Genomic DNA, 20,405 nt, shown 5'->3' on the forward strand with positions numbered 1-20,405 from the left:
GGCCTGAGCAGGCGGGACCTGCCCCGACGCCGGCTCCCGGTGGCGGCGCGTCCCGCGCGCCCCAGCGCGGTGGCCCGTCGCGGCTCGTCGTGGTGGCCGGTCCCCTCACCGGAACGACCATCCCGCTGACCTCGTCCGGAGTGCTGATCGGTCGCGCGCCGAGCTGCACCCTCGTGCTCGACGACGACTACTCGTCGTCGCGTCACGCGCGGATCTTCCCCCAGGGCGGCCAGTGGTTCGTGGAGGACCTCGGTTCCACGAACGGCACCTACATCGGCGAGGAGCGGGTGCAGGGCGTCATCCCCCTCGGTCCAGGTGTGGGCGTGCAGATCGGACAGTCCGTAGTCGAGCTCCAGGGATGACCACCACGTGACCGTGACCTTGCGGTATGCCGCGCGCTCCGACGTCGGCCTCGTCCGCTCCAACAACCAGGACTCCGCGTACGCGGGGCCCAACCTCCTCGTCGTGGCCGACGGCATGGGCGGGCACGCCGGCGGCGACGTCGCGTCCGCGCTGACCATCGCGGCCCTCGTGGGCCTGGACCGGCCCGACCACAGCTCCGAGCAGTCGATGTCCGAGCTCGAGCGCACGATCGACCGCGCCCGGCAGGACCTCGTCGACGCCACGACGGCCGACCCCGACCTGGCCGGCATGGGCACCACGGTCACGGCGCTGCTCAAGTCCGGCAACACGCTCGCGATGGCCCACCTGGGCGACTCGCGCGCGTACCTGCTGCGCGACGGCGCCCTGGCGCAGGTCACGGTGGACCACACCTTCGTGCAGCACCTGGTCGACACCGGCCGCATCACCCCGGACGAGGCCGAGAGCCACCCTCAGCGCAACGTCGTCATGCGGGTCCTCGGCGACTTCGACCTGGACCTCACGCCCGACCTCTCCATCCGCGAGGCAGTGCCCGGCGACCGCTGGATGCTGTGCTCCGACGGTCTGTCCGGCTTCGTGCCGGACGAGGAGGTCGCCGAGGTCCTCAACACCGTTCCCGAGCCCTACGACGCCGTCGAGCGTCTGGTCTCGATGGCCATGCGCGCGGGCAGCACCGACAACATCACCGTGGTCGTCGCGGACGTGCTGGACGACGCCGCCTCGGCCGGCACCGCCGCCACGGTCACCCCGGAGATCGTCGGCTCGGCCGCCCTCGCGGGAGTGACCGCCGCGGGCGGCGGTACACCGTCCGCGAGTGCCACCCCGCACTCCGACATCGACGGCGACACCGTCACCGGGTTCAGCCGGGGCACCGCTGCGCCCGGCGGACAGCCGGCTTCGGCGCCCGTGGCGGTGGGCGTGCTGACCGACCCCACGGCCCCGGAAGACCTCGCCGACACGCTCGAGCAGGCCATGATCGCGGGCGGCTCCGACGAGGAGCAGTACCAGCCCGACATCCGGCCGGACGACGACGAGACCGAGGAGTCCGGCGAGGAGACGCCGGTGCGCAAGAAGCGCGCCTGGCTGACCGTGCTCGGTGCGCTGCTGCTGGTGGTCGGCCTGGGCCTGGCGGGCTGGGGCGGGTACCGCTGGACCCAGACCCAGTACTACGTAGGTGAGTCCGACGGGCAGGTCGCGGTGTTCCGCGGCATCCCTGCCACGGCGGGCCCTCTGACCTTCTCCACCGCGGTCGAGCTCACGGGCACCCGTGTCGACGAGCTGCCCGCGTTCGTCGGCGACCGCGTGAACGAGACGATCCGCGCCAACTCTCTCGAGGACGCCCGCGGCCGCGCCGAGCGGCTGATCTCCGAGGCCACCGCGGAGACGGAGCCGTCGGCCTCGCCGACGCCGTCCTCCACACCGTCGGCGACCACGAGCTCGACGCCGACGCCCACGCCGGACGCCTCGACCAAGAGCAGCGGGGGCAACGGATGAGCATCCTCCAGCCCGAGGAGAAGGCCCCGGCCCGCGTAGCGGAGGCGGTGCTGCTCCTCGTCGCGCTCGCGCTCGGCATGGGCGGCATGTGGATGGTGGGCTACTCGCTCGAGGACGGCCTGCCCGAGGGCTTCTGGACGTACTCGATCGTGCTGGCCGCGCTGGCCTTCACCATGCACATCGTGCTGCGTCTGCGTGCACCGTACGCCGACCAGGTGATCCTGCCCGCGGTGGTGCTGCTGAACAGCGTCAGCATGGCGATGATCCTGCGGCAGGACCTGGACGGCATCAACGGCGCGAACGCGTCCCGGCACCTGATGTGGACGGCGCTGGGCATCGTCGTGGCGGCCGTCGCCCTCTTCGTGATCCGCGATCACCGCAGCCTGCGCCGCCTGACCTACACGGCGATGGTCGTCGGCATCGTGCTCGTGGTCCTGCCCCTGATCCCGGGGCTGGGCCGCGAGATCAACGGCGCCCGGATCTGGATCTACGTCGGCAGCTTCTCGCTGCAGCCGGCCGAGTTCGCCAAGATCGCGTTCGCCGTGTTCTTCGCGGGCTACCTGGTCGCGAACCGCGACACGCTGGCCCTGGCCGGCAAGAAGTTCCTGGGCCTGCAGCTCCCGCGTCTGCGCGACCTCGGTCCGATCCTCATCGTCTGGGCGGTGTCGCTGGCGGTCCTCATCGGCGAGAAGGACCTCGGTACCTCGCTTCTGTTCTTCGGCCTGTTCGTCGGCATGCTCTATCTCGCCACGGACCGGGTGGGCTGGATCGTCATCGGCCTGGCGATGTTCGCCGGTGGCGCCGTCGTGGCCTGGTCGATCTTCAGCCACGTCCAGCTCCGCGTGAACATCTGGCTGGACGCACTCAATCCCGAGCTCATGGGCGGTCCGTCGTTCCAGCTGGTGCAGGGCCTGTTCGCCATGTCCTACGGCGGCATGTTCGGCGCCGGCTGGGGCGGCGGCTACCCCGAGTACGTGCCGTTCGCGTTCTCCGACTTCATCTACGCCGCGCTCGGCGAGGAGCTCGGCCTCACCGGCCTGCTCGCGATCCTGCTGGTCTACCTGGTGATCGTGCAGCGCGGCCTGCGCCACGCCGTGGGCGTCCGGGACGGCTTCGGCAAGCTGCTCGCGGGTGGCCTCGCCTTCGTGATGGCGCTCCAGCTCTTCGTCGTGGTGGGCGGTATCACCCGCCTCATCCCGCTCACCGGTCTGACCCTGCCGTTCATGGCACAGGGTGGTTCCTCCCTGCTCGCGAACTGGATTGTCATCGCCCTCATGCTGCGTATCTCCGACGCCGCCCGCCGCCCCTCGGCCCTGCCCACCCGCGGCGCGCTGGCCGAGCCGGTGCCCGCCGCCGTCTCGAACAGCGGTGCCATCGAGGTCGGTGGCCCCGGAGTGGGCCCGGTGCAGGCCGGGACCGAGGCCGGCGCGGGCCGTAACACGACGCCTGACGACGCGACCCAGATCGTCCGGGGGGTAGACCTGTGAACGCGACCCTCCGCCGGCTGTCGACCGTCGTCATGGTGATGTTCCTGGCCCTGATGGTGTCGACCACCTGGATCCAGTTCGTCTCGGCGGGGAGCCTGAACGAGAACCCCCGCAACGTGCGCGGCACCTACAGCGCGCTCTCGCGGGACCGCGGCCCCATCGTGGTCAAGGGCGGCGAGGCGATCGCCACCTCGGTGCCCGTGGAAGACAACTACAAGTACCAGCGCACGTACTCCGACGGGGACGCCGGCGCCGCGGCGGTCTACGCACCGCTCACGGGCTACTACTCCGTGGTCGGCACGATCAGCGGCATGGAGCGGTACGCGAACAGCTACCTCGCGGGCGAGGACGACTCGCTGTGGCTCGACCGCCTGCAGAACCTCATCACCGGTGAGGAGGCGCAGGGGTCCTCGGTCGAGCTGACCATCGACCCCAAGGTGCAGAAGGCCGCCTGGGACGCCCTCGGCGACTACACCGGTGCGGCGGTCGCGATGGACCCGAAGACGGGCGCCATCCTCGCGATGGTCTCCAAGCCGTCGTACGACCCGAATCCTCTCGCGTCGCACGACTCAGAGGCGGCCCGGGTCGCCGCGGAGAAGGTCATCAACGACAAGCCACGGGTCAACTCGGTCGGCGGCGAGGAGCGGTTCAGCCCCTACGGGCCCACCATCAACCGCACGATCAACGCCACCTTCCCGCCCGGCTCGACCTTCAAGCTGCTCACCTCGGCCGCGGCCATCGAGTACGACGGGAAGACCCCGGACACCGAGATCCCGGCGCCGAACACCTACACCCTGCCGGGTACCTCCACCGACGTGGCGAACTTCGGTGGCATCCCGTGCGCGGCCTCGCAGCAGATGACGCTCCTGGAGGCGCTCGAGATCTCCTGCAACACCGCGTTCCTGAACCTGGCCGACGAGGTCGGCAAGGACGGTATGCAGCGGATGTTCCAGGACTTCGGCTTCACCGACTCGATCGAGGTCCCGATGACCACCTCGGTCGGCGCCTACCCCGGTCTGATCGGCGGCGAGAACGACGACGACTCGGACGCGCGCATCGCGCTGTCCGGCATCGGCCAGGGCAGCGTCCGCATGACGCCGCTCCAGGTCGCCATGATCTCGGCGGCCATCGCGAACGACGGCGACCTCATGGAGCCGTACCTCATCCAGAGCGTGCGGGACAGCGACCTCGAGCTCGTGAGCCAGACCAAGCCGAGCCGCTACAAGAGCCCGTTCTCGTCGTCGACGGCGGACGCGCTGACCAAGATGATGGAGGCCGTTGTCAGCAACGGCTCGGGCAAGGGGGCGCAGATCCCCGGTGTCGCGGTGGCCGGCAAGACCGGTACCGCGCAGGACGAGCCGCGGTCCCCGTCGCTGTGGTTCACCTCGTTCGCCCCGGCCGACGACCCGCAGGTCGCGGTGGCGGTTGTCCTGGAGAACGAGGGCCAGTCCACCAACGAGACCACGGGTGGCGCCCTCGCCAGCCCGATCGCCAAGCAGATCATGCAGGCGGCGATCTCGAAATGAGACCGGTCGAGGGTCTGTCGCTGGGCGATCGCTACAAGCTGGTGCGGCGCATCGCCATGGGCGGCATGGGCGAGGTCTGGGTGGCGCGCGACGAGAAGCTCGCGCGCGAGATCGCCGTGAAGGTGCTCCGCGAGGAGTACACGGGCAACGAGGACTTCCTCCGTCGCCTGCGCACGGAGGCCCGGAACTCGTCGACCCTCGTCCACCCGAACATCGCGCAGATGTTCGACTACGGCGAGGAGAACGGCGCCGGCTACCTCGTCATGGAGCTGGTCCTCGGCGAGCCCCTCGCCGACCTGCTCGAGCGGGAGCCGGTGCTCCAGCCCGCCCGGCTGCTGCCGATCCTGGCGCAGACGGCGCGCGGGCTGCACGCCGCGCACCTCGCCGGCGTCGTGCACCGCGACGTCAAGCCGGGCAACATCCTGCTGGAGCACTCCGGTACGGTGAAGATCACCGACTTCGGCGTCTCGGTGGCCCAGAACCAGGTGCCCATGACGGCCACGGGCATGGTCATGGGCACGGCGCAGTACCTGTCGCCGGAGCAGGCCGTGGGCCAGTCGGCCACGGGCGCCTCGGACATCTACGCGCTCGGCGTGGTCGCGTACGAGGCGACGGCCGGCCGCCGCCCCTTCACCGGCCGGACGCCCGTCGACATCGCGATCGCGCACGTCAACGCGCCGATGCCGCTGCTGCCGACCTCGGTGCACCCCGGGCTCGCCGAGACCATCACGCAGATGCTGGAGAAGGACCCGGCCCAGCGCATCGCCTCGGCCGACCAGCTCGCGCGGCACCTCGACGTCCTCGCCGCGGAGATCGCCGAGGACCCGTTCGGCAGCTCGCGCTACGCGCGCCGGACTCGCCGGGACAACCAGAGCTCCGGTGGGCAGCGCTCCGGCAACGGCCGGTCCTCCGCTCCGCAGCCCGGCCCCTCGCACGCCCGCGGCCGCCAGACTCCCTTCGGCCCGACCAGCGGCGGGCGGCACACCACCGTGGCCAACGCCCAGTCCGCACCTCCCCAGCCGGCTCCTGGTCCGGCAGCGCCGCCCAGCACCTACAGCCCGGGCACGCCGGCCGGTGGCTACGGGTCGGGCACGCAGTCGGGCGGCTACGGCACGGGTGCCCCTGCGGGCGGCCACGGCTCCGGCCCGTTCGGCTCGGGCTCCTACGGCTCGGACTCGGCCGGGTACGGCACGACGTCCGGCGCCTACGGGACCGACGCCTACGGCCGCCCCTACGCGCCAGGTCAGGACGGCGCCGCCACCGGCGGTCCCGGTTCGGGGACGTACGGCACGGACTCCGCCGGGTGGGGCACGGACTCCGCGGGCTACGGCACCACGTCGGGCTCCTACGGGTCGGACGCCTACGGCCGCCCGACCACGCCCGGCTACGTACCACCGCCTGCAGCCGCGAACGGGGCCGCGCGCTCCTATCCGTCGCGGCGTGACCTGCACTCGACACGCCAGGACGGACGAAGGGTCCCCCAGCAGGGACGCTCGGGAGGGCACCCTGGTAAGGGACGGCGCAGCCTGTCGTCCGACATCCAGGGCTTTCTCAACAGGATCGAGGATCGTCTGGGGGTGCGCGTGTCCTGGCCGCTGGTCGCGCTCGTCGCGCTGCTGCTCATCGTCCTCGTCATCACGCTGGTCACCGGGGGCGGCAACGACGGCGCTCTGGGGGAGCCGTGGGGTTCCTCCGAAATCTACGCTGAAACGCTGAATCCCCCCGCAGCGGCCGGACTGGCCACTTCTGGGATGATGCTCCTCAACGAGTCGTATGCCCTGAGGCCGACGGCCATGACATCAAAGGACCTATGAGTGGTGGAGAACACGCCCCGCGTACTCGCCGGCCGTTATGAGGTCGGCGAGCTCGTCGGCCGTGGCGGCATGGCCGAGGTGCACATCGGCCACGACACCCGCCTCGGTCGTACCGTCGCGATCAAGGTGCTCCGTTCCGACCTGGCACGCGACCCGTCGTTCCTCACGCGCTTCCGGCGCGAGGCGCAGTCGGCTGCCGCGCTGAACCACCCCGCCGTCGTCGCCGTGTACGACACCGGCGAGGACATCCACCAGAACGCCGCCGGCGAGGACGTGCACGTGCCGTTCATCGTCATGGAGTACGTCGAGGGGCACACCGTCCGCGACATCCTGACGGACGGCGCCGCGGTGCCGATCGAGGAGGCCGTCGAGATCACGGTCGGCGTGCTGAGCGCGCTGGAGTACTCGCACCACGCGGGCATCGTGCACCGCGACATCAAGCCCGCGAACGTGATGATCACGCCCACGGGCGCGGTCAAGGTGATGGACTTCGGCATCGCCCGGGCCATGGCCGACTCCGCCGCGACCATGACGCAGACGCACGCCGTGATCGGCACCGCCCAGTACCTCTCGCCCGAGCAGGCCCGCGGCGAGCAGGTGGACACCCGGTCCGACCTGTACTCCACCGGCTGCATGCTGTTCGAGCTGCTCACAGGGCGCCCGCCGTTCCAGGGCGACTCGCCGGTCGCCGTCGCCTACCAGCACGTAGGCCAGGAGCCGCAGCGCCCGTCGGAGGTCGCCACCGACGTCCCCGAGGTGCTCGACCGCATCACCCTCAAGGCCCTCACCAAGGACCGCGACCACCGGTACAGCACGGCCGCGGAGTTCCGCCGCGACCTGGAGGCCGCGATGCGCGGTGGCCAGGTCACCGCACCCATGGTGGGCGCCGCGATGATGGGCGCGACCCAGGTAGCGGGCCAGCCCGCCTACGGGGCCACGCAGGTCATGACGCCGGGCCAGGGCAACTGGGGTCAGACGACGGCGCAGCAGAGCCCCGTCACGCCCGGCAACGGGTACCCGGGCCCGCAGACCCGCAGCGGCCAGCGCGAGCCCGAGAAGAAGAGCAAGGCGCTGATGTGGTGGCTGCTCGGGATCGCCCTGGCGGCGGTCGCGGCCATCGTCATCGCCATGGTCATCAACGGCGGTGGCGAGGAGGAGCCGACGACGGTCGCGGTGCCCAGCATCGCGGAGGGCATCACCGCGGACGAGGCGAAGGCGCAGATCGAGGCCGCGGGCCTGACGTTCCAGCAGGCCATCGACAAGGACTCCGACCTCGACCAGGGCCAGACCACCGGCAAGACCGACCCTGAGGCCGGCACGGACGTCGAGCCCGACTCGACCGTCACCGTGTACGTGGCGGGCGCCCCGGGGGAGGTCAACATGCCCGCCCTGAAGAACCTCTCGGAGAGCGACGCGAGGGCCAAGCTCGAGGAGCTGAACCTCTCGGTCAGCGGCACCGAGACGGAGAACAGCCCGGACGTCAGCCAGGGCCAGGTGACCAAGAGCGAGCCGAGCGCGGGTCAGACCGTGCAGGAGGGGTCGGACGTCGTCCTGTACCTCTCGACCGGCAACACCACACTGCCGAACGTGATCGGGCAGTCCAAGGAAGGCGCCCAGGCGCAGCTCGCCAACCTCGGCCTGGGCACCATCCAGTGGGACACCGAGGAGAGCGACCAGGTGAACCCGGGCACCGTGTCCCGCACCGACCCCGAGGCCGGCGACGTGAAGCAGGGCACGACCGTGACGGTCTACATCGCGGAGGAGCCGGCGCCCAAGGAGACCACCGTCCCGGCGGACCTGCTGGGCAAGACGCTCGACGAGGCCCAGGTCGCGTGCACCGGCGTTCAGATCACCTGTGACAAGGCATCGGAGGAACCGTCTGATGTCTTCGCGGCGGGCCAGGTCATGCGCTCGGACCCGCCCCCCGGTTCCACCGTGGACGTCGGCGCCTACATCAACCTCGTGATCTCGACCGGCCCGGAGGGCGGCGGTCCCCCCGAGGGCGACGGCGAGGACATCATCCCGTGAGGCGCGCGGCCCTGACCGGACTCCCGGTCAGGGCCGCTGCACTACCTGGCGTCGCAGGTCATGAGGTGACCAGCGGCGCCATTCCCTTTGCCCGCTCGACGGCGCCGTCGAGCCCGCACATCTCGAGCCAGTTCGCGAGCAAGCGGTGCCCGCCCTCGGTGAGCACGGACTCGGGGTGGAACTGGACGCCGTGCAGCGGCAGCTCGCGGTGCTGCAGGCCCATGACGATGCCCGAGTCCGTGGTGCCGGTGACCTCGAGCTCGGCCGGGACGCTGTCCGGCGTCACCGCCAGCGAGTGGTACCGCGTCGCGGTGAACGGCGTGGGCAGGCCGGCGAGCACGCTCGGCTGCGCCAGGTCGCCGTCCGCCGCGAACACCTGGCTCGTCTTGCCGTGCATGAGCTCGGGCGCGTGCGTGACCTTGCCGCCGAACACCTCGGCCAGCGCCTGGTGGCCGAGGCACACGCCGAGCATCGGGGTGCGGGACCGGGCGCACGCGCGGATCACGTCCTCGGAGGCACCGGCCTCCGCCGGCGTCCCCGGCCCCGGTGAGACGAGCACGCCGTCATAGGGCACGGGCACGCCGTCGTCACCGTCGTACCAGTAGCGGCCGTCGGCGTCGGGTGCGGGCACGGCGTCGTTCCGGACCACCACGGTCCGGGCGCCGATCTGGTCGAGGTAGCCGACGATCGTGTAGACGAACGAGTCGTAGTTGTCGACGACGAGGATGCGCGTCATGGCCACATGCTACGGCCCGGACCGTTACTCGCCCACGGTCGTGTCGTTGAACGGCATGTAGTCGCTCAGCCAGGGGAAGAACTGGGTGAAGCACACCGCGATCACGCCGAACGCGAGCACGAGGCAGACCAGGAACTTGAACCAACCGGGGCCCGGGATGGCCCGCCACAGCAGCCCGTACATCAGCTGATCAGCTCCTTCGGCTTGCCCTCGCCCACGGGGGACCAGTACTCGAGCTCACCGTGGACGATGTACCGCTCGGTCGCGGAGAACATCGGGTGGCACGAGGTCAGCGTGATGAACCGCTTGGTGAGCTCGGGCATCGGCTCGTCCTTGGTGACACCCGGGACCGGCGCGATGACCTCGACGTTCTGCGGGTAGACGATCTTCGACTCGGTGACCTTGTACACGTACCAGGTGTCCTCGGTGCGGACCACCAGGGCGTCGCCGTTCTTGAGCTCCGCGATCTGGTTGAACGGCTTGCCGTACGTGGTGCGGTGCGCGGCGAGGGCGAAGTTGCCGAGGTCGCCCGGCATCGCGGTGTCCACGTAGTGACCGATGCCGATGGTGTCGAGCACCGTGGCCTTGTCCGTGCCCTCCGCGACCGGCTTGACGTAGTCGTCGCCGAACCGCGGGATGTACATCTGCGCGAACAGCGTGCCGGCCTCCGGCGGCTCCTCCATCACCGGCGGCGGCCCGTGGTTCTCGACGGCGGTCTCGGGGCCGGTCGGAGCGGCCTCCCAGTCCATGCCGGCGATGATCTCGCTCTGGGCACGGGCGCCCTCGACGTCGGTCCACCAGAGCTGCCACACCACGAACAGCCCGAGCACCAGTCCCGCCGTCACGAGGAGCTCGCCCATCACGCCGATGAGCCAGGCGACGGGCCGCATGGGGCCGCCCGACGACTGCGGGCGCCGCGCGTTGCGGGGGCCCATCCCGGACGGACCGCGCTGGTACGCGATGGGGAACACCTCCTGGGGCAGGGGCACGTTGTGACCGGCCTGCGCGTGGGTCATCCAAAGACCTCCGTACCATCGGGAACCGTCGCGTACTGCAGACCGCCGCCGTCGTACGCGGGGAGGTCCAGGTGGTCGCTACGTCGCACGTCCCACCCCAGGTGTACCCAGTCCACGTACTCGAGGTACGTCTGGACACCCTCGGATCGGTCGAGCGACGCCTCCATCTTCGCCGGGTCTCCCACAGCCGTCACCTTGTACGGTGGTGAGAAGACCTTTCCGTGCAGCAGCAGGATGTTTCCCGAGCACCGGAACGCCGACGTCGACGTCACACGCTCGCCCTGGAGGCTCATCGCCTCGGCACCGCCGCTCCACAGCGCGTTGATCACGTGCTGGAGGTCCTGCTGGTGCACGACGAGGTCGTCCGGCTGCGGCTCCACGCCCCCGGGGCCCGCGCCGACCGCGGTGGACGGGGCGTCGTCGAGGGTCACGGTCAGGCCGGCGCCCTGCACCGGCGCGGTCCCGGAGACAACGCCCTCCCGCCGCCTCAGGTCGTCGTCCAGCGTGGGCACGGTCGTGCCGGCGCGGGCGCTCAGCGTCTCGATCTCGCGGTCCAGCACGGCACTGCGGTCGGTGAGGTCCTGGACCCGGTTCGTCTCGGTGTCCACGAGCTGCGCCAGGTCCTGCGGGTCGCGGTTGCCCGCGCCGCCGCCGTCGGCCAGGCGGGCGCTGGCGCTGAACATGAGGCCCGCCAGCACGGCGACGGCGCCCACGCTCAGCCAGGAACGCCGACGCGCGTGGGTGAGCGCACCAAGGAAGCCTCCCGCACCGCCCTTGGGCGCCGGTGCGGAGGTCGGCTCAGGTCCGGTCACACGCGTCCCTCCTGCAACATTCGACAAACCCGCGGACGCGTCTGGTCACGACTCGGGCTGTCGACCACTACGCTAGTCCACGAGCAAGCAGACGTCGGCTCGGCACACCCGTCGGGCAGACCCCCCAGGACAGGAGCCCGCCTCGTGCCCGAGTCGAAGTCCCGCAACAAGAAGAAGGCCACGCCCAAGGCCGCCAAGGCCGAGGCCAAGGTCGCGCTGCCCGGTGAGGCGGTCAACCCGCGTTGGCTCGCCCCCGTCATGGTCGGCCTCATGGTCCTCGGTCTCGCGTGGATCGTGACGTACTACCTGACGAGCGCCGACCTCGCGCTGCCGATCCCGCCGATCGGCCAGTGGAACCTTGCGGTCGGCTTCGGCCTGATCATCGTGGGTTTCGGACTCACCACGCGCTGGCGCTGAACACGGCGGCTCCGCGGCCGCACAGCGGCGGCCGCGGAGCTGTGTACCCATTTATCCACAGCTGTGGGTAAAGCTGGGGAAAAGAGAGCGGCGATACACCGCCAGCTGCTCCGTCCGCCTGTTCACAGGACGCCGACGGAGCTGTAGCGCCACACGGCGAGGCCGACAAGAACCGCGATCCCGGCCACCGGGACCAGCCAGGCGACCAGCTCGCGACGCTCCTTCGGCGCGTAGGCGTAGGCCGTCGCCACCAGCGCACCGGTGACCAGACCGCCGAGGTGCGCCTGCCACGCGATGTTGAGGTTCGGGACGAACCCGATGGCGCCGTTGATCGCGAGCAGGACGAGTACCTGACCCATGCTGCGGCCCAGGCGGCGCATCACGGGGAGCATCGCCCCGAACAGCCCGAACACCATGCCGGACGCGCCGACGACCGGCGTCACCCACGCGCTCGACGTGAACGGGTCGCCGGCGAGGAGCAGCACGCCGACGGATCCGCCCACCGCGGAGAGCAGGCACAGGACCGCGAACCGCGCCCGGCCGAGCAGCGGCTCGAGGAACTGGCCCGTTATCCACAGCGCGTACATGTTGAACAGGATGTGCAGCGGCGACGTGGAGTGCAGGAAGGACGCCGTCAGGAAGCGCCACGGCTCCACCGCGCCGCCCCAGGGCCAGAACCACAGGGCATGCGTCCACGCACCCCCCGTCGCCAGCTGCAGCACCCAGCTCACCACGCAGATGCCGATGATCGTGAGCGTCACGACCGGCCGGCCGTTGGCCGTGGCGGTGGCCGTACCACCGAAGACCGTCCGGACACGCGGCGCGGCGCGGCTCGACTCACGGACGCAGTCGACGCACTGGATGCCGACCGCGGCCGGCCGTTGGCATTCCGGGCACGCCGGCCGACCGCAGCGCTGACAGCGCACGTAGGCCACCCGGTCCGGGTGTCGCGGGCAGACGGGAGCCTCGGCCTCGGTCGGCTCCTCGGCGGCCGGGTCGTTCATCGTGATACGTCCTCAGTCCCCTCGGTCCTCGTGCTCAGGTCGTACGTGTCCGGTCCGACGGCGCCGGCGCGCCCCCGAAGCTCAGGGCTCGATGGTGACGGACTCGATGACGATGTCCTCGACGGGGCGGTCGCCGGGACGCGTGCGCGTCTTGCCGACCTGGTCGACGACGGCACGCGACTCGTCGTCCGCGACCTTGCCGAAGATCGTGTGCTTGCCGTTCAGCCACGGGGTCTCCGCGGTGGTGAGGAAGAACTGGGAACCGTTGGTGCCCTCGATCTCGCCGGTGACCGGGTTCCGGCGCTTGCCGGCGTTGGCCATCGCGAGGATGTACTTCTCGTTGAACTGGAGCTCCGGGTGGATCTCGTCGTTGAACGTGTACCCCGGGCCGCCGGTTCCCGTCCCGAGCGGGCAGCCGCCCTGGATCATGAAGTCGTCGATGACGCGGTGGAAGATCAGGCCGTCGTAGAACGGGTCCTTGCGCTCCTCGCCCGTCCGCGGGTCCGTCCAGGCCTTCTCACCCGTCGCGAGGCCGACGAAGTTCTCGACAGTCTTGGGAGCGTGGTTCGGGAAGAGCTCGATGCGGATGTCACCGGAGGTGGTGTGCAGGATTGCGAACATGTATCAATCCTCCCACGGAGCGGCCCGCAGGTGCTGCAGCGGCGCCGCCCGCCCTCGCCAGTAACGTCAGGCGATGGCAGAGTGGCACCTTGAGGAGTATTGAACAGTTCGGGGGGAGTTACATGACCCGCAAGAAGGTGACCGACTACGTGGACACGACCAAGATCGACACCGAGAAGGTCAAGGAGAAGGCCGCGGAGGCCACAGCTCTGCTTTCCGACGTCAGCTCCAAGGCCGCGACACAGGCCGGGTCGCTCGCGGCCCAGGCCAAGGACCGGGCCTCGAACGCGAAGGACTGGGCCCAGCCCCGCGTGCACGATTTCATCGCGTGGCTGACACCGCGCGCGGAGAAGGCGTGGCAGGACAGCGTCCAGGCCGCAGCGCCCCAGGTCGAGAAGGCGGCCGGCAAGGCCGCGCCGCTCATCGACTCCGCGCACGACAAGCTCGTGGACGACCTGCTCCCGAAGATGGTCTCCGCGTTCAACGCCGCAGCGGACAACGCCGCGGCGGCACAGGGCAAGGCCTCGCTCGCCGCGACCGTCACGGACGCGGCGGACAAGGCGAGCAAGAAGTCCCGGAAGGGCTGGCTCATCGCGCTGGCCGCCGGCGGTGCGGCCGTCGCGGGCTACGTGTTCTGGAAGCGCGCACAGCCGCAGACCGACCCGTGGGCCGAGCCCTGGGAGCAGAGCTCGGGAGCGGACTACTCCGACGGCGCCGCCAAGCACTCCTCCGGCGCCGGTTCCGCCGTGGCCAAGGGTCGCGAGGCCGGGGCCAAGGCCGCACAGACGGCCAAGGACCTCGGTGCCCGGGCCTACTCGGCCGCGAGCCCCGCGTTCGAGGCGGCGAAGGAGAAGGCCGGCCCGGTGCTCGAGAAGGCCGCACCGGTGATCGACGCCGCCAAGGAGAAGGCCGCACCCGTGATCGACGCAGCGCGGTCGACGGCGCAGAAGGCCAGCAGTGCGGTGTCCGATGCCGCGCACAAGGCCGGTATCAGCGGCTCCGAAAGCGCCGCCGACGCACCGTCCGCGACCCCGGAGCCGGAGGACGCCGCGCCGACCCCGCCGGTCGTGGACGAGCCGGTCGTGGACAAGGTTCCGCCGGGGGAGAGCAAGCAGGGGAGCTGACCTCCGAGTCGCTGTCCGAACTCCAGGAGGGCCCGGCCGATTCGGCCGGGCCCTCCTGTCGTGCGCGAACCTGGCGTGCCCGGCGTCAGCCGCCGATCGGCGTAGCGGCACCCGCGAACGGGTCGAGCTGGATGAAAGCCTCGGTCGGGTCACCGTCGTGCACGAGCGACTCCTGCGCCACGACGTCGTCGAACGCGAACGCGTACGCCTTGCCGTCCGCCATCTGCTCGTGGATGAACTTCGCGTAGTAGTTCGTCACCGAGTCCTGGTAGAAACCGGCGGGATCCTGGGTCGGCTGCGTGCTGCTGTCGAGCAGCGAGGACCGGTTGAATCCGGCACAGAGCGTGCGCGCGATGGCACCGATGTCGTTGTTCGGCGCCGCGAGGTCGCCCGCGCAGCCGAAGATCGACTCGCCCGACGGCTTCGGGAACGTCGTGACGACGGCGCCCGAGCTGTCGGTGAACGTCATCGTGTCGCCCGACACGGTGCCGAGGAACTTCTTCTCGGGCTGGTCACCGTAGGGCACGACCGTCAGGGTCTCGCTCGAGTACTTGCTCCACACCCGGTCGACATAGTCCGACAGGATGTTCGCATCGACCTGACCCGTGCCGACACCGTGGCCGGGGGAGAGCACCCGCAGCACGGACCCGTCAGGGCCGGTCTGCGCGAGGCCGTCCCAGCCGTCCTGCTGCGCGAGCGAGGAGACCACGTTGTCCCAGCCGTCCGGCTTGAGCATCCCGGTGTGCATCAGCTCGCCGCTCGAGGAGCGCAGGCCCGTCTGGTACGGGGCCGAGAAGAAGTCGACCTGGGTGCTGTTGATCCACAGCCCCGAGTCGTTGAGCGTGTACTCCGTCCAGTTGAACAGGATGTCCCGGTTCGGGTCGCTCGGGTTCTGCACGGCCGGCTGCACGAGCTGGCCGTCGTTGACGATCTTGAAGTCGAGCTTGCTGCCGTAGGAAAAGTAGACCCGTCCGGACAGCTTCGGCATCTGGATGGTGACGTCCTGGCCGTCCGCGGGTCCCGCGATGGACGCGTCGGGTGCCGCCTCGGGCACGCCACCGACGTCGGGCCAGGCGTGGAACGTCCCCTCGGCGTCGGAGTAGCCGAGCTGGCCACCCGTCTCGCCCAGCACATAGATGAACACCTGGTCGCTCCGGCCGGAGTCGTTGGTGATCGTGAGCGGGATGGTGTCGGGTACTGCTGTGGCTGTCGGCGTGGCGACCACGGCAGCCGCCAGGGCGGCGGTCACTGCGGCGGCGGTGCCGATGAGCTTCCTGGTCAGGGACACGCTGTCCTCCTCGGTTCACGAGGGGCCGAACAGTGTGGTGGTGCTGCCCCTCGCGACTCGACGATATGGAAGGAGTCCTGCCTTGTCAGTAGGCGGAAGCGGATTGAGGGTGAAAAATCGCGCGAACGGGCCGAACCTACGGGTATTCCACAAGCAGGGCCTACGTGGTTACCCCGACGGGTGTCCGCCGACCATGAGAGCCGGAGGTGGCGAGAACGCAAAAATGACCGAAGCCGGGACGAATCCGGGCTTCGGTCATGGGGGTGGAGCCAGGGGGACTCGAACCCCCAACCCCCTGCTTGCAAAGCAGGTGCGCTACCAATTGCGCCATGGCCCCGATGGAGGACCGCTCAGTCGATCGAGTCGGTGACCTCGGACCAGAGATCGCGGCCTGCGGCGTCCTCGCTCAGCTTGCGCCAGAGGATGTAGCCGGCTCCGGCCGCCAGCAGCAGTACGAGCAGCTTCTTCACGAGTTCCTCCTGGGGAGCCTCTGCAGGTCCTGGAGTGGGGCTAGGAGGACTTGAACCTCCGACCTCTTCCTTATCAGGGAAGCGCTCTAACCGTCTGAGCTATAGCCCCGAGAGCGTTGCGCACGCTCTTGGCGACACTGGAGATTACCCCAGGTAGGGACGATGTCCCAAACCGAAATGATGGTTCGCGGTGTGACGTGCGCCGAGCCGTGCGTGATGACGCACGGGAACGCTCTGGTACTGCTGGATCAGTCGTCGGTCAGCGTCATGTGCACGCCGCCGACCAGTGCTGCCGTGATGTTGTACAGGAACGCCATGATCGTCGCGATCGCCGTCAGGAGCACGATGTTGCAGATGCTGATCAGGGTCGCGAGCGAGATGACACGGGGGAACTCCACGAACTGCGTGAGGTTCACGTTGCTCTGCGGGCCGACGGCGTCCTCCACGAAGGTCTGCACCGTCGTGAACACACCGAGGCTGTTGAGCACCGACCAGAAGACGGCGGTGGCGACCACGGTCATGATCGCGACCGCGACGGCCAGCAGGAACGCGAGCTTCATGACCGACCACGGATCCACGCGGGAGAGGGCGAGCCGCACCCGGCGAGGCCCGGCCGGCGCCGGACGCGGCACCTCCGGCGTGGGGGTCGACGCCGGCTGCGCGGGCACCTGCTGGACCTGTGGGCCGTCGGGGACCGGCGTGGCCGTGCCGCGCACGCCTGCCGCCGTGTAGTGCATCTCGGGCCGCGGCTTGGGCTCGTTCTGGGCGGACGCCGTCTGCCCGTCGTCGTCAGGCATGATCGAGGACACCTTCTTCGCCGCGCTGCGGGCGGCGTCCAGGGCGGCCTGGGCCGCCTTCATCGCGCCGGCCTTCACGCCGTCCGTCGGTCCCGCCGGGGCCGGGGCCGGGGTGCTCACCGACGCAGTGGGCGCCGGCACCCGGTTCCACGACTTGGCGTCGGGTTCGGTCGGGGTGGAACCCTGCGCCGTCGAGGCGTCGTTCTTGGCCGAGGCCCGCCCGATGGCCGATACCAGGCCCGCCGGGTCCTTGTCCTCGTCGTTCGACGCCGGCGTGGGCTCTGCCGACTTCTGGTCCTTGCCCGACTTCCCGGCCTCGTAGGCCGACCGCCAGACGCCCCCCGTCGTCGGGACGTCGGTGGTGGGATCGCCGGGAGCAGGCGGTGCCGGGGGCTTGCCCTCGGCCTTGGCCGGGGTCGTCTTCGCCGGCGAGGCCACCACGATCGGCTCGGACGCCTTCTCGCCGTCCTTGCCCTGCCCTGTGGCGGCCTCGGTGCTCGCCGAGCCGTCCGACGCGGAGCCCTTCTCCGAGCCGGCCCCTGCCGACTCCGTGTCCGGGGTCTCGGCCTCGGCCGACGCCGCAGTCACGTCCTTGCGGTCCCGGGTGATCTCCAGGTCCTCTTCGAGCGAAGGCGTCGCGATGCGCACGTGCCCGTTCTTGTCACTCGTCATCAGCTGTCCTCGCGTCCGGTGCTGTCCTGCTCAGGGGTGCTCGGAACTTCGTCGGGGGTCGGATTCTCTTCCACGGTAACCCGCTCGGTGGGTTCGCCGTCGGAGTTCTCGTCCAGGGCTACCACCGCATCGCCCGCGTCCTCACGCTCCGCGTTGCGCGCGACGGCGATGATCCTGTCCCCCTTGTCCGGCTTTGCGAAGGTTACCCCCTGGGTGTTCCGGCCGGTGAGGTTAACTTCTGCGACAGCCGAGCGCACGATCTTCCCGCGCTCCATGATGACCAGCACCTCGTCGTCGGCGTGGGTGACGAGCGCCCCCACGAGGTCGCCGCGTGCCTCGACGAGGTTGGCGACCTTGATGCCGAGGCCACCGCGGCCCTGGATCCGGTACTCCGAGATCCGGGTGCGCTTGGCGAACCCGCCCTCGGTGACGACGAACAGGTCGGCGCCGTCGATGACGACGTCGGCGGACAGCAGCTCGTCCTCCTCACGGAACTTCATGCCGGTGACGCCGGACGTCGCGCGGCCGAGCGGACGGATCGACTCGTCGTCCGCGTGGAAGCGGATCGACTGGCCCTTGCGCGACACGAGGATGAGATCGTCGTCGGCGTTCACGAGGCGGGCGGAGACCAGCTCGTCGGCGGCGCCGTCGGCGTCCTCTCGCAGGTTGATCGCGATGAGGCCGCCGGAACGCGGCGAGTTGTACTCGCTCAGCCGGGTCTTCTTCACGAGCCCACGTCGCGTGGCGAGCACCAGGTAGTCGGCGGCCTCGTAGTCGGGGATGTCGAGCACCTGGGCGATCTTCTCGCCGGGCTGGAAGGCCAGCAGGTTGGCGACGTGCTGGCCCTTCGCGTCGCGGCCGCCCTCGGGGAGCTCGTAGCCCTTGGCCCGGTAGACCCGGCCGAGGTTGGTGAAGAACAGCATCCAGTGGTGGGTCGTCGTCGTGAAGAAGTGGTCCACGATGTCGTCCTCGCGCAGCTGCGCGCCACGCACACCCTTGCCGCCGCGCTTCTGCGAGCGGTAGTTGTCCGTCCGCGTCCGCTTGGCGTACCCGCCGCGCGTGATCGTGACGACCACGTCCTCCTCGGGGATCAGGTCCTCCATGGACATGTCGCCGTCGTAGGGGAGGATCGTGGTGCGGCGCTCGTCGCCCCAGCGCTCGGTGACCTCGTCGAGCTCCTCGCCCACGATGGCCCGCTGCCGCTCCGGCTTCGCAAGGATGTCCTCGTAGTCCTCGATCTCGGCACGCAGCTTGGCGTGCTCGTCGAGGATCTTCTGGCGCTCGAGGGCGGCCAGACGGCGCAGCTGCATCGACAGGATCGCGTTGGCCTGCTGCTCGTCGATCGTGAGCAGGTCCATCAGGCCCGTGCGCGCCTCGTCGACGTCGGGGGAGCGGCGGATCAGCGCGATGACCTCGTCGAGCGCGTCGAGCGCCTTGAGGTAACCGTCGTAGATGTGGATCTGGTCCTGTGCCTCCTTGAGGAGGTACTCGGTACGCCGGCGGATGACCTCGATCTGGTGCGTGGTCCAGTGCCGCACGAACGCGTCGATGCTGAGCGTGCGAGGCACCTCGTCGACGAGCGCAAGCATGTTCGCGCTGAAGTTCTCCTGCAGCGGGGTGTGCTTGTAGAGGTTGTTCAGCACCACCTTGGCGACGGCGTCGCGCTTGAGCACGATCACCAGGCGCTGCCCGGTACGGCCCGACGTCTCGTCGCGGATGTCGGCGATGCCGTTGATCCGGCCGTCGTTGACGAGGTCCGCGATCTTCGAGGCCAGGTTGTCCGGGTTGACCATGTAGGGCAGCTCGGTGACGACCAGGCAGATCCGGTTCTGGATCTCCTCGACGTTCACGACCGCGCGCATCGTGATGGAGCCGCGACCGGTGCGGTACGCGTCCTCGATGCCCTTGTGGCCCAGGACCTGTGCGCCCGTCGGGAAGTCGGGGCCCTTGATGCGCTGCAGGAGCGCCTCGAGCAGCTCCTCGCGCGTGGCGTCGGGGTGGGCCAGGTGCCAGCGGACGCCCTCGGCCACCTCGCGCAGGTTGTGCGGCGGGATGTTCGTCGCCATGCCGACGGCGATGCCGGCCGAGCCGTTGACCAGCAGGTTCGGGATGCGCGCCGGAAGGACGACGGGCTCCTGCGTGCGACCGTCGTAGTTGGGCCGGAAGTCGACGGTGCCCTTCTCGATGTCCCGCACCATCTCCAGGGCGAGCGGAGCCATCTTGCACTCGGTGTACCGCGGGGCCGCGGCCGGGTCGTTGCCCGGCGAGCCGAAGTTGCCCTGCCCGGCCACGAGTGGGTAGCGCAGCACCCAGTCCTGGACCAGGCGGACCAAGGTGTCGTAGATCGCGGTGTCGCCGTGGGGGTGGTACTTACCCATGACGTCACCGACGACGCGCGAGCACTTGGAGAACGCGCGGTCCGGCCGGTAACCGCCGTCGTACATCGCGTAGATGACGCGGCGGTGCACCGGCTTGAGGCCGTCACGCACGTCGGGCAGCGCACGGCCCACGATCACGCTCATCGCGTAGTCGAGGTACGACCGCTGCATCTCGAGCTGCAGGTCCACCTGCTCCACGCGGCCGTGCTGCACCGCGACTCGTGCGTCCTCCGCGGGAATGCCGTCGTCGGCGTTCTCCACGCCGGGGGTCTCGTCCGTCACCGTCTGTACTTCCTTTCCACGCCGGTGGGCGTGTCACTTCGTCTCCTGGGCCGCCCTG

18 protein-coding genes and 2 tRNA genes are annotated in these 20,405 nt (G+C 70.1%); 8 read left to right on the plus strand and 12 right to left on the minus strand.

What is annotated here, in order from left to right; all coding sequences use genetic code 11:
* The 6 genes from PROKR_RS00315 to pknB all read left to right on the plus strand — a co-directional run.
* Positions 1-362, plus strand: a 362-nt coding sequence (locus tag PROKR_RS00315; RefSeq protein WP_084800169.1) for an FHA domain-containing protein FhaB/FipA, incomplete at its 5' end; no start/stop codon positions are given.
* Between the two features lie 7 nt (positions 363-369).
* Positions 370-1,875: a PP2C family protein-serine/threonine phosphatase gene (locus PROKR_RS00320; RefSeq protein WP_036958735.1), complete on the plus strand. Its 1,506-nt coding sequence runs from the start codon at positions 370-372 to the stop codon at positions 1,873-1,875.
* Positions 1,872-3,362 carry an FtsW/RodA/SpoVE family cell cycle protein gene (locus tag PROKR_RS00325; protein ID WP_036958736.1) on the plus strand — a complete coding sequence of 497 codons (1,491 nt, stop codon included), beginning with the start codon at positions 1,872-1,874 and terminating at the stop codon, positions 3,360-3,362. Before PROKR_RS00320 ends, PROKR_RS00325 begins: the two co-directional genes overlap by 4 nt.
* Entirely contained in the window at positions 3,359-4,888 is a 1,530-nt protein-coding gene (locus PROKR_RS00330; RefSeq protein ID WP_036958737.1) for a peptidoglycan D,D-transpeptidase FtsI family protein, read from the plus strand. The genes PROKR_RS00325 and PROKR_RS00330 overlap by 4 nt, the downstream gene beginning before the upstream one ends.
* Positions 4,885-6,702, plus strand: a complete 1,818-nt coding sequence (locus PROKR_RS32055) for a serine/threonine-protein kinase (RefSeq protein ID WP_157601780.1) — start codon at positions 4,885-4,887, stop codon at positions 6,700-6,702. Before PROKR_RS00330 ends, PROKR_RS32055 begins: the two co-directional genes overlap by 4 nt.
* Positions 6,703-8,730, plus strand: coding sequence for a Stk1 family PASTA domain-containing Ser/Thr kinase (gene pknB / locus PROKR_RS00340; protein ID WP_036958738.1), 2,028 nt, complete (start codon positions 6,703-6,705; stop codon positions 8,728-8,730).
* 58 nt (positions 8,731-8,788) lie between these two features.
* Here pknB and PROKR_RS00345 read toward each other — a convergent pair whose 3' ends face one another.
* From PROKR_RS00345 to PROKR_RS00360, 4 genes are read right to left on the minus strand one after another with little or no spacing between them, the layout of a single operon-like run.
* On the minus strand, positions 8,789-9,466 hold the full coding sequence (locus tag PROKR_RS00345) for an anthranilate synthase component II (protein WP_036958802.1): 678 nt from the start codon (positions 9,464-9,466) through the stop codon (positions 8,789-8,791).
* Between the two features lie 24 nt (positions 9,467-9,490).
* Complete coding sequence (locus tag PROKR_RS33285; RefSeq protein ID WP_020017313.1) at positions 9,491-9,649, minus strand: hypothetical protein; 159 nt, start codon at positions 9,647-9,649, stop codon at positions 9,491-9,493.
* Positions 9,649-10,482, minus strand: coding sequence for a class E sortase (locus tag PROKR_RS00355; protein WP_020017314.1), 834 nt, complete (start codon positions 10,480-10,482; stop codon positions 9,649-9,651). Before PROKR_RS00355 ends, PROKR_RS33285 begins: the two co-directional genes overlap by 1 nt.
* Positions 10,479-11,294, minus strand: a complete 816-nt coding sequence (locus tag PROKR_RS00360) for a DUF881 domain-containing protein (RefSeq protein ID WP_036958739.1) — start codon at positions 11,292-11,294, stop codon at positions 10,479-10,481. The genes PROKR_RS00355 and PROKR_RS00360 overlap by 4 nt, the downstream gene beginning before the upstream one ends.
* 144 nt (positions 11,295-11,438) lie before the next feature.
* On the opposite strand from PROKR_RS00360, the gene PROKR_RS00365 reads away from it, so the two are divergent.
* A complete protein-coding gene (locus tag PROKR_RS00365; RefSeq protein ID WP_020017316.1) occupies positions 11,439-11,711 on the plus strand; it encodes a cell division protein CrgA in 273 nt (90 codons plus the stop codon).
* Between the two features lie 122 nt (positions 11,712-11,833).
* Here the strand turns inward: PROKR_RS00365 and PROKR_RS00370 are convergent, their stop codons facing one another.
* Positions 11,834-12,472, minus strand: coding sequence for a rhomboid family intramembrane serine protease (locus PROKR_RS00370; protein WP_342665837.1), 639 nt, complete (start codon positions 12,470-12,472; stop codon positions 11,834-11,836).
* Positions 12,473-12,796: 324 nt separating this feature from the next.
* Positions 12,797-13,336: a peptidylprolyl isomerase gene (locus PROKR_RS00375; protein WP_036958741.1), complete on the minus strand. Its 540-nt coding sequence runs from the start codon at positions 13,334-13,336 to the stop codon at positions 12,797-12,799.
* 89 nt (positions 13,337-13,425) lie between these two features.
* On the opposite strand from PROKR_RS00375, the gene PROKR_RS30335 reads away from it, so the two are divergent.
* On the plus strand, positions 13,426-14,460 hold the full coding sequence (locus PROKR_RS30335) for a TrbL/VirB6 family protein (RefSeq protein WP_211239980.1): 1,035 nt from the start codon (positions 13,426-13,428) through the stop codon (positions 14,458-14,460).
* An 85-nt stretch (positions 14,461-14,545) separates the two neighbouring features.
* Here PROKR_RS30335 and PROKR_RS00385 read toward each other — a convergent pair whose 3' ends face one another.
* From PROKR_RS00385 to gyrA, 6 genes are all read right to left on the minus strand, one after another.
* Entirely contained in the window at positions 14,546-15,748 is a 1,203-nt protein-coding gene (locus PROKR_RS00385; RefSeq protein ID WP_036958743.1) for a beta-1,3-glucanase family protein, read from the minus strand.
* 264 nt (positions 15,749-16,012) lie between these two features.
* Positions 16,013-16,085, minus strand: a tRNA-Ala gene (locus PROKR_RS00390).
* Positions 16,086-16,098: 13 nt separating this feature from the next.
* A complete protein-coding gene (locus PROKR_RS36710) occupies positions 16,099-16,218 on the minus strand; it encodes a DLW-39 family protein (RefSeq protein WP_020017321.1) in 120 nt (39 codons plus the stop codon).
* 35 nt (positions 16,219-16,253) lie between these two features.
* Positions 16,254-16,327 (minus strand) — tRNA-Ile (locus PROKR_RS00395).
* A 139-nt stretch (positions 16,328-16,466) separates the two neighbouring features.
* A complete protein-coding gene (locus PROKR_RS37145) occupies positions 16,467-17,687 on the minus strand; it encodes a DUF3566 domain-containing protein (RefSeq protein WP_245605649.1) in 1,221 nt (406 codons plus the stop codon).
* Positions 17,687-20,347: a DNA gyrase subunit A gene (gene gyrA / locus PROKR_RS00405; protein WP_036958744.1), complete on the minus strand. Its 2,661-nt coding sequence runs from the start codon at positions 20,345-20,347 to the stop codon at positions 17,687-17,689. The genes PROKR_RS37145 and gyrA overlap by 1 nt, the downstream gene beginning before the upstream one ends.
* Between the last annotated feature and the right edge of the window lie 58 nt (positions 20,348-20,405).

This window comes from Promicromonospora kroppenstedtii DSM 19349 (assembly GCF_000515355.1).
GTDB lineage: Bacteria > Actinomycetota > Actinomycetes > Actinomycetales > Cellulomonadaceae > Promicromonospora > Promicromonospora kroppenstedtii.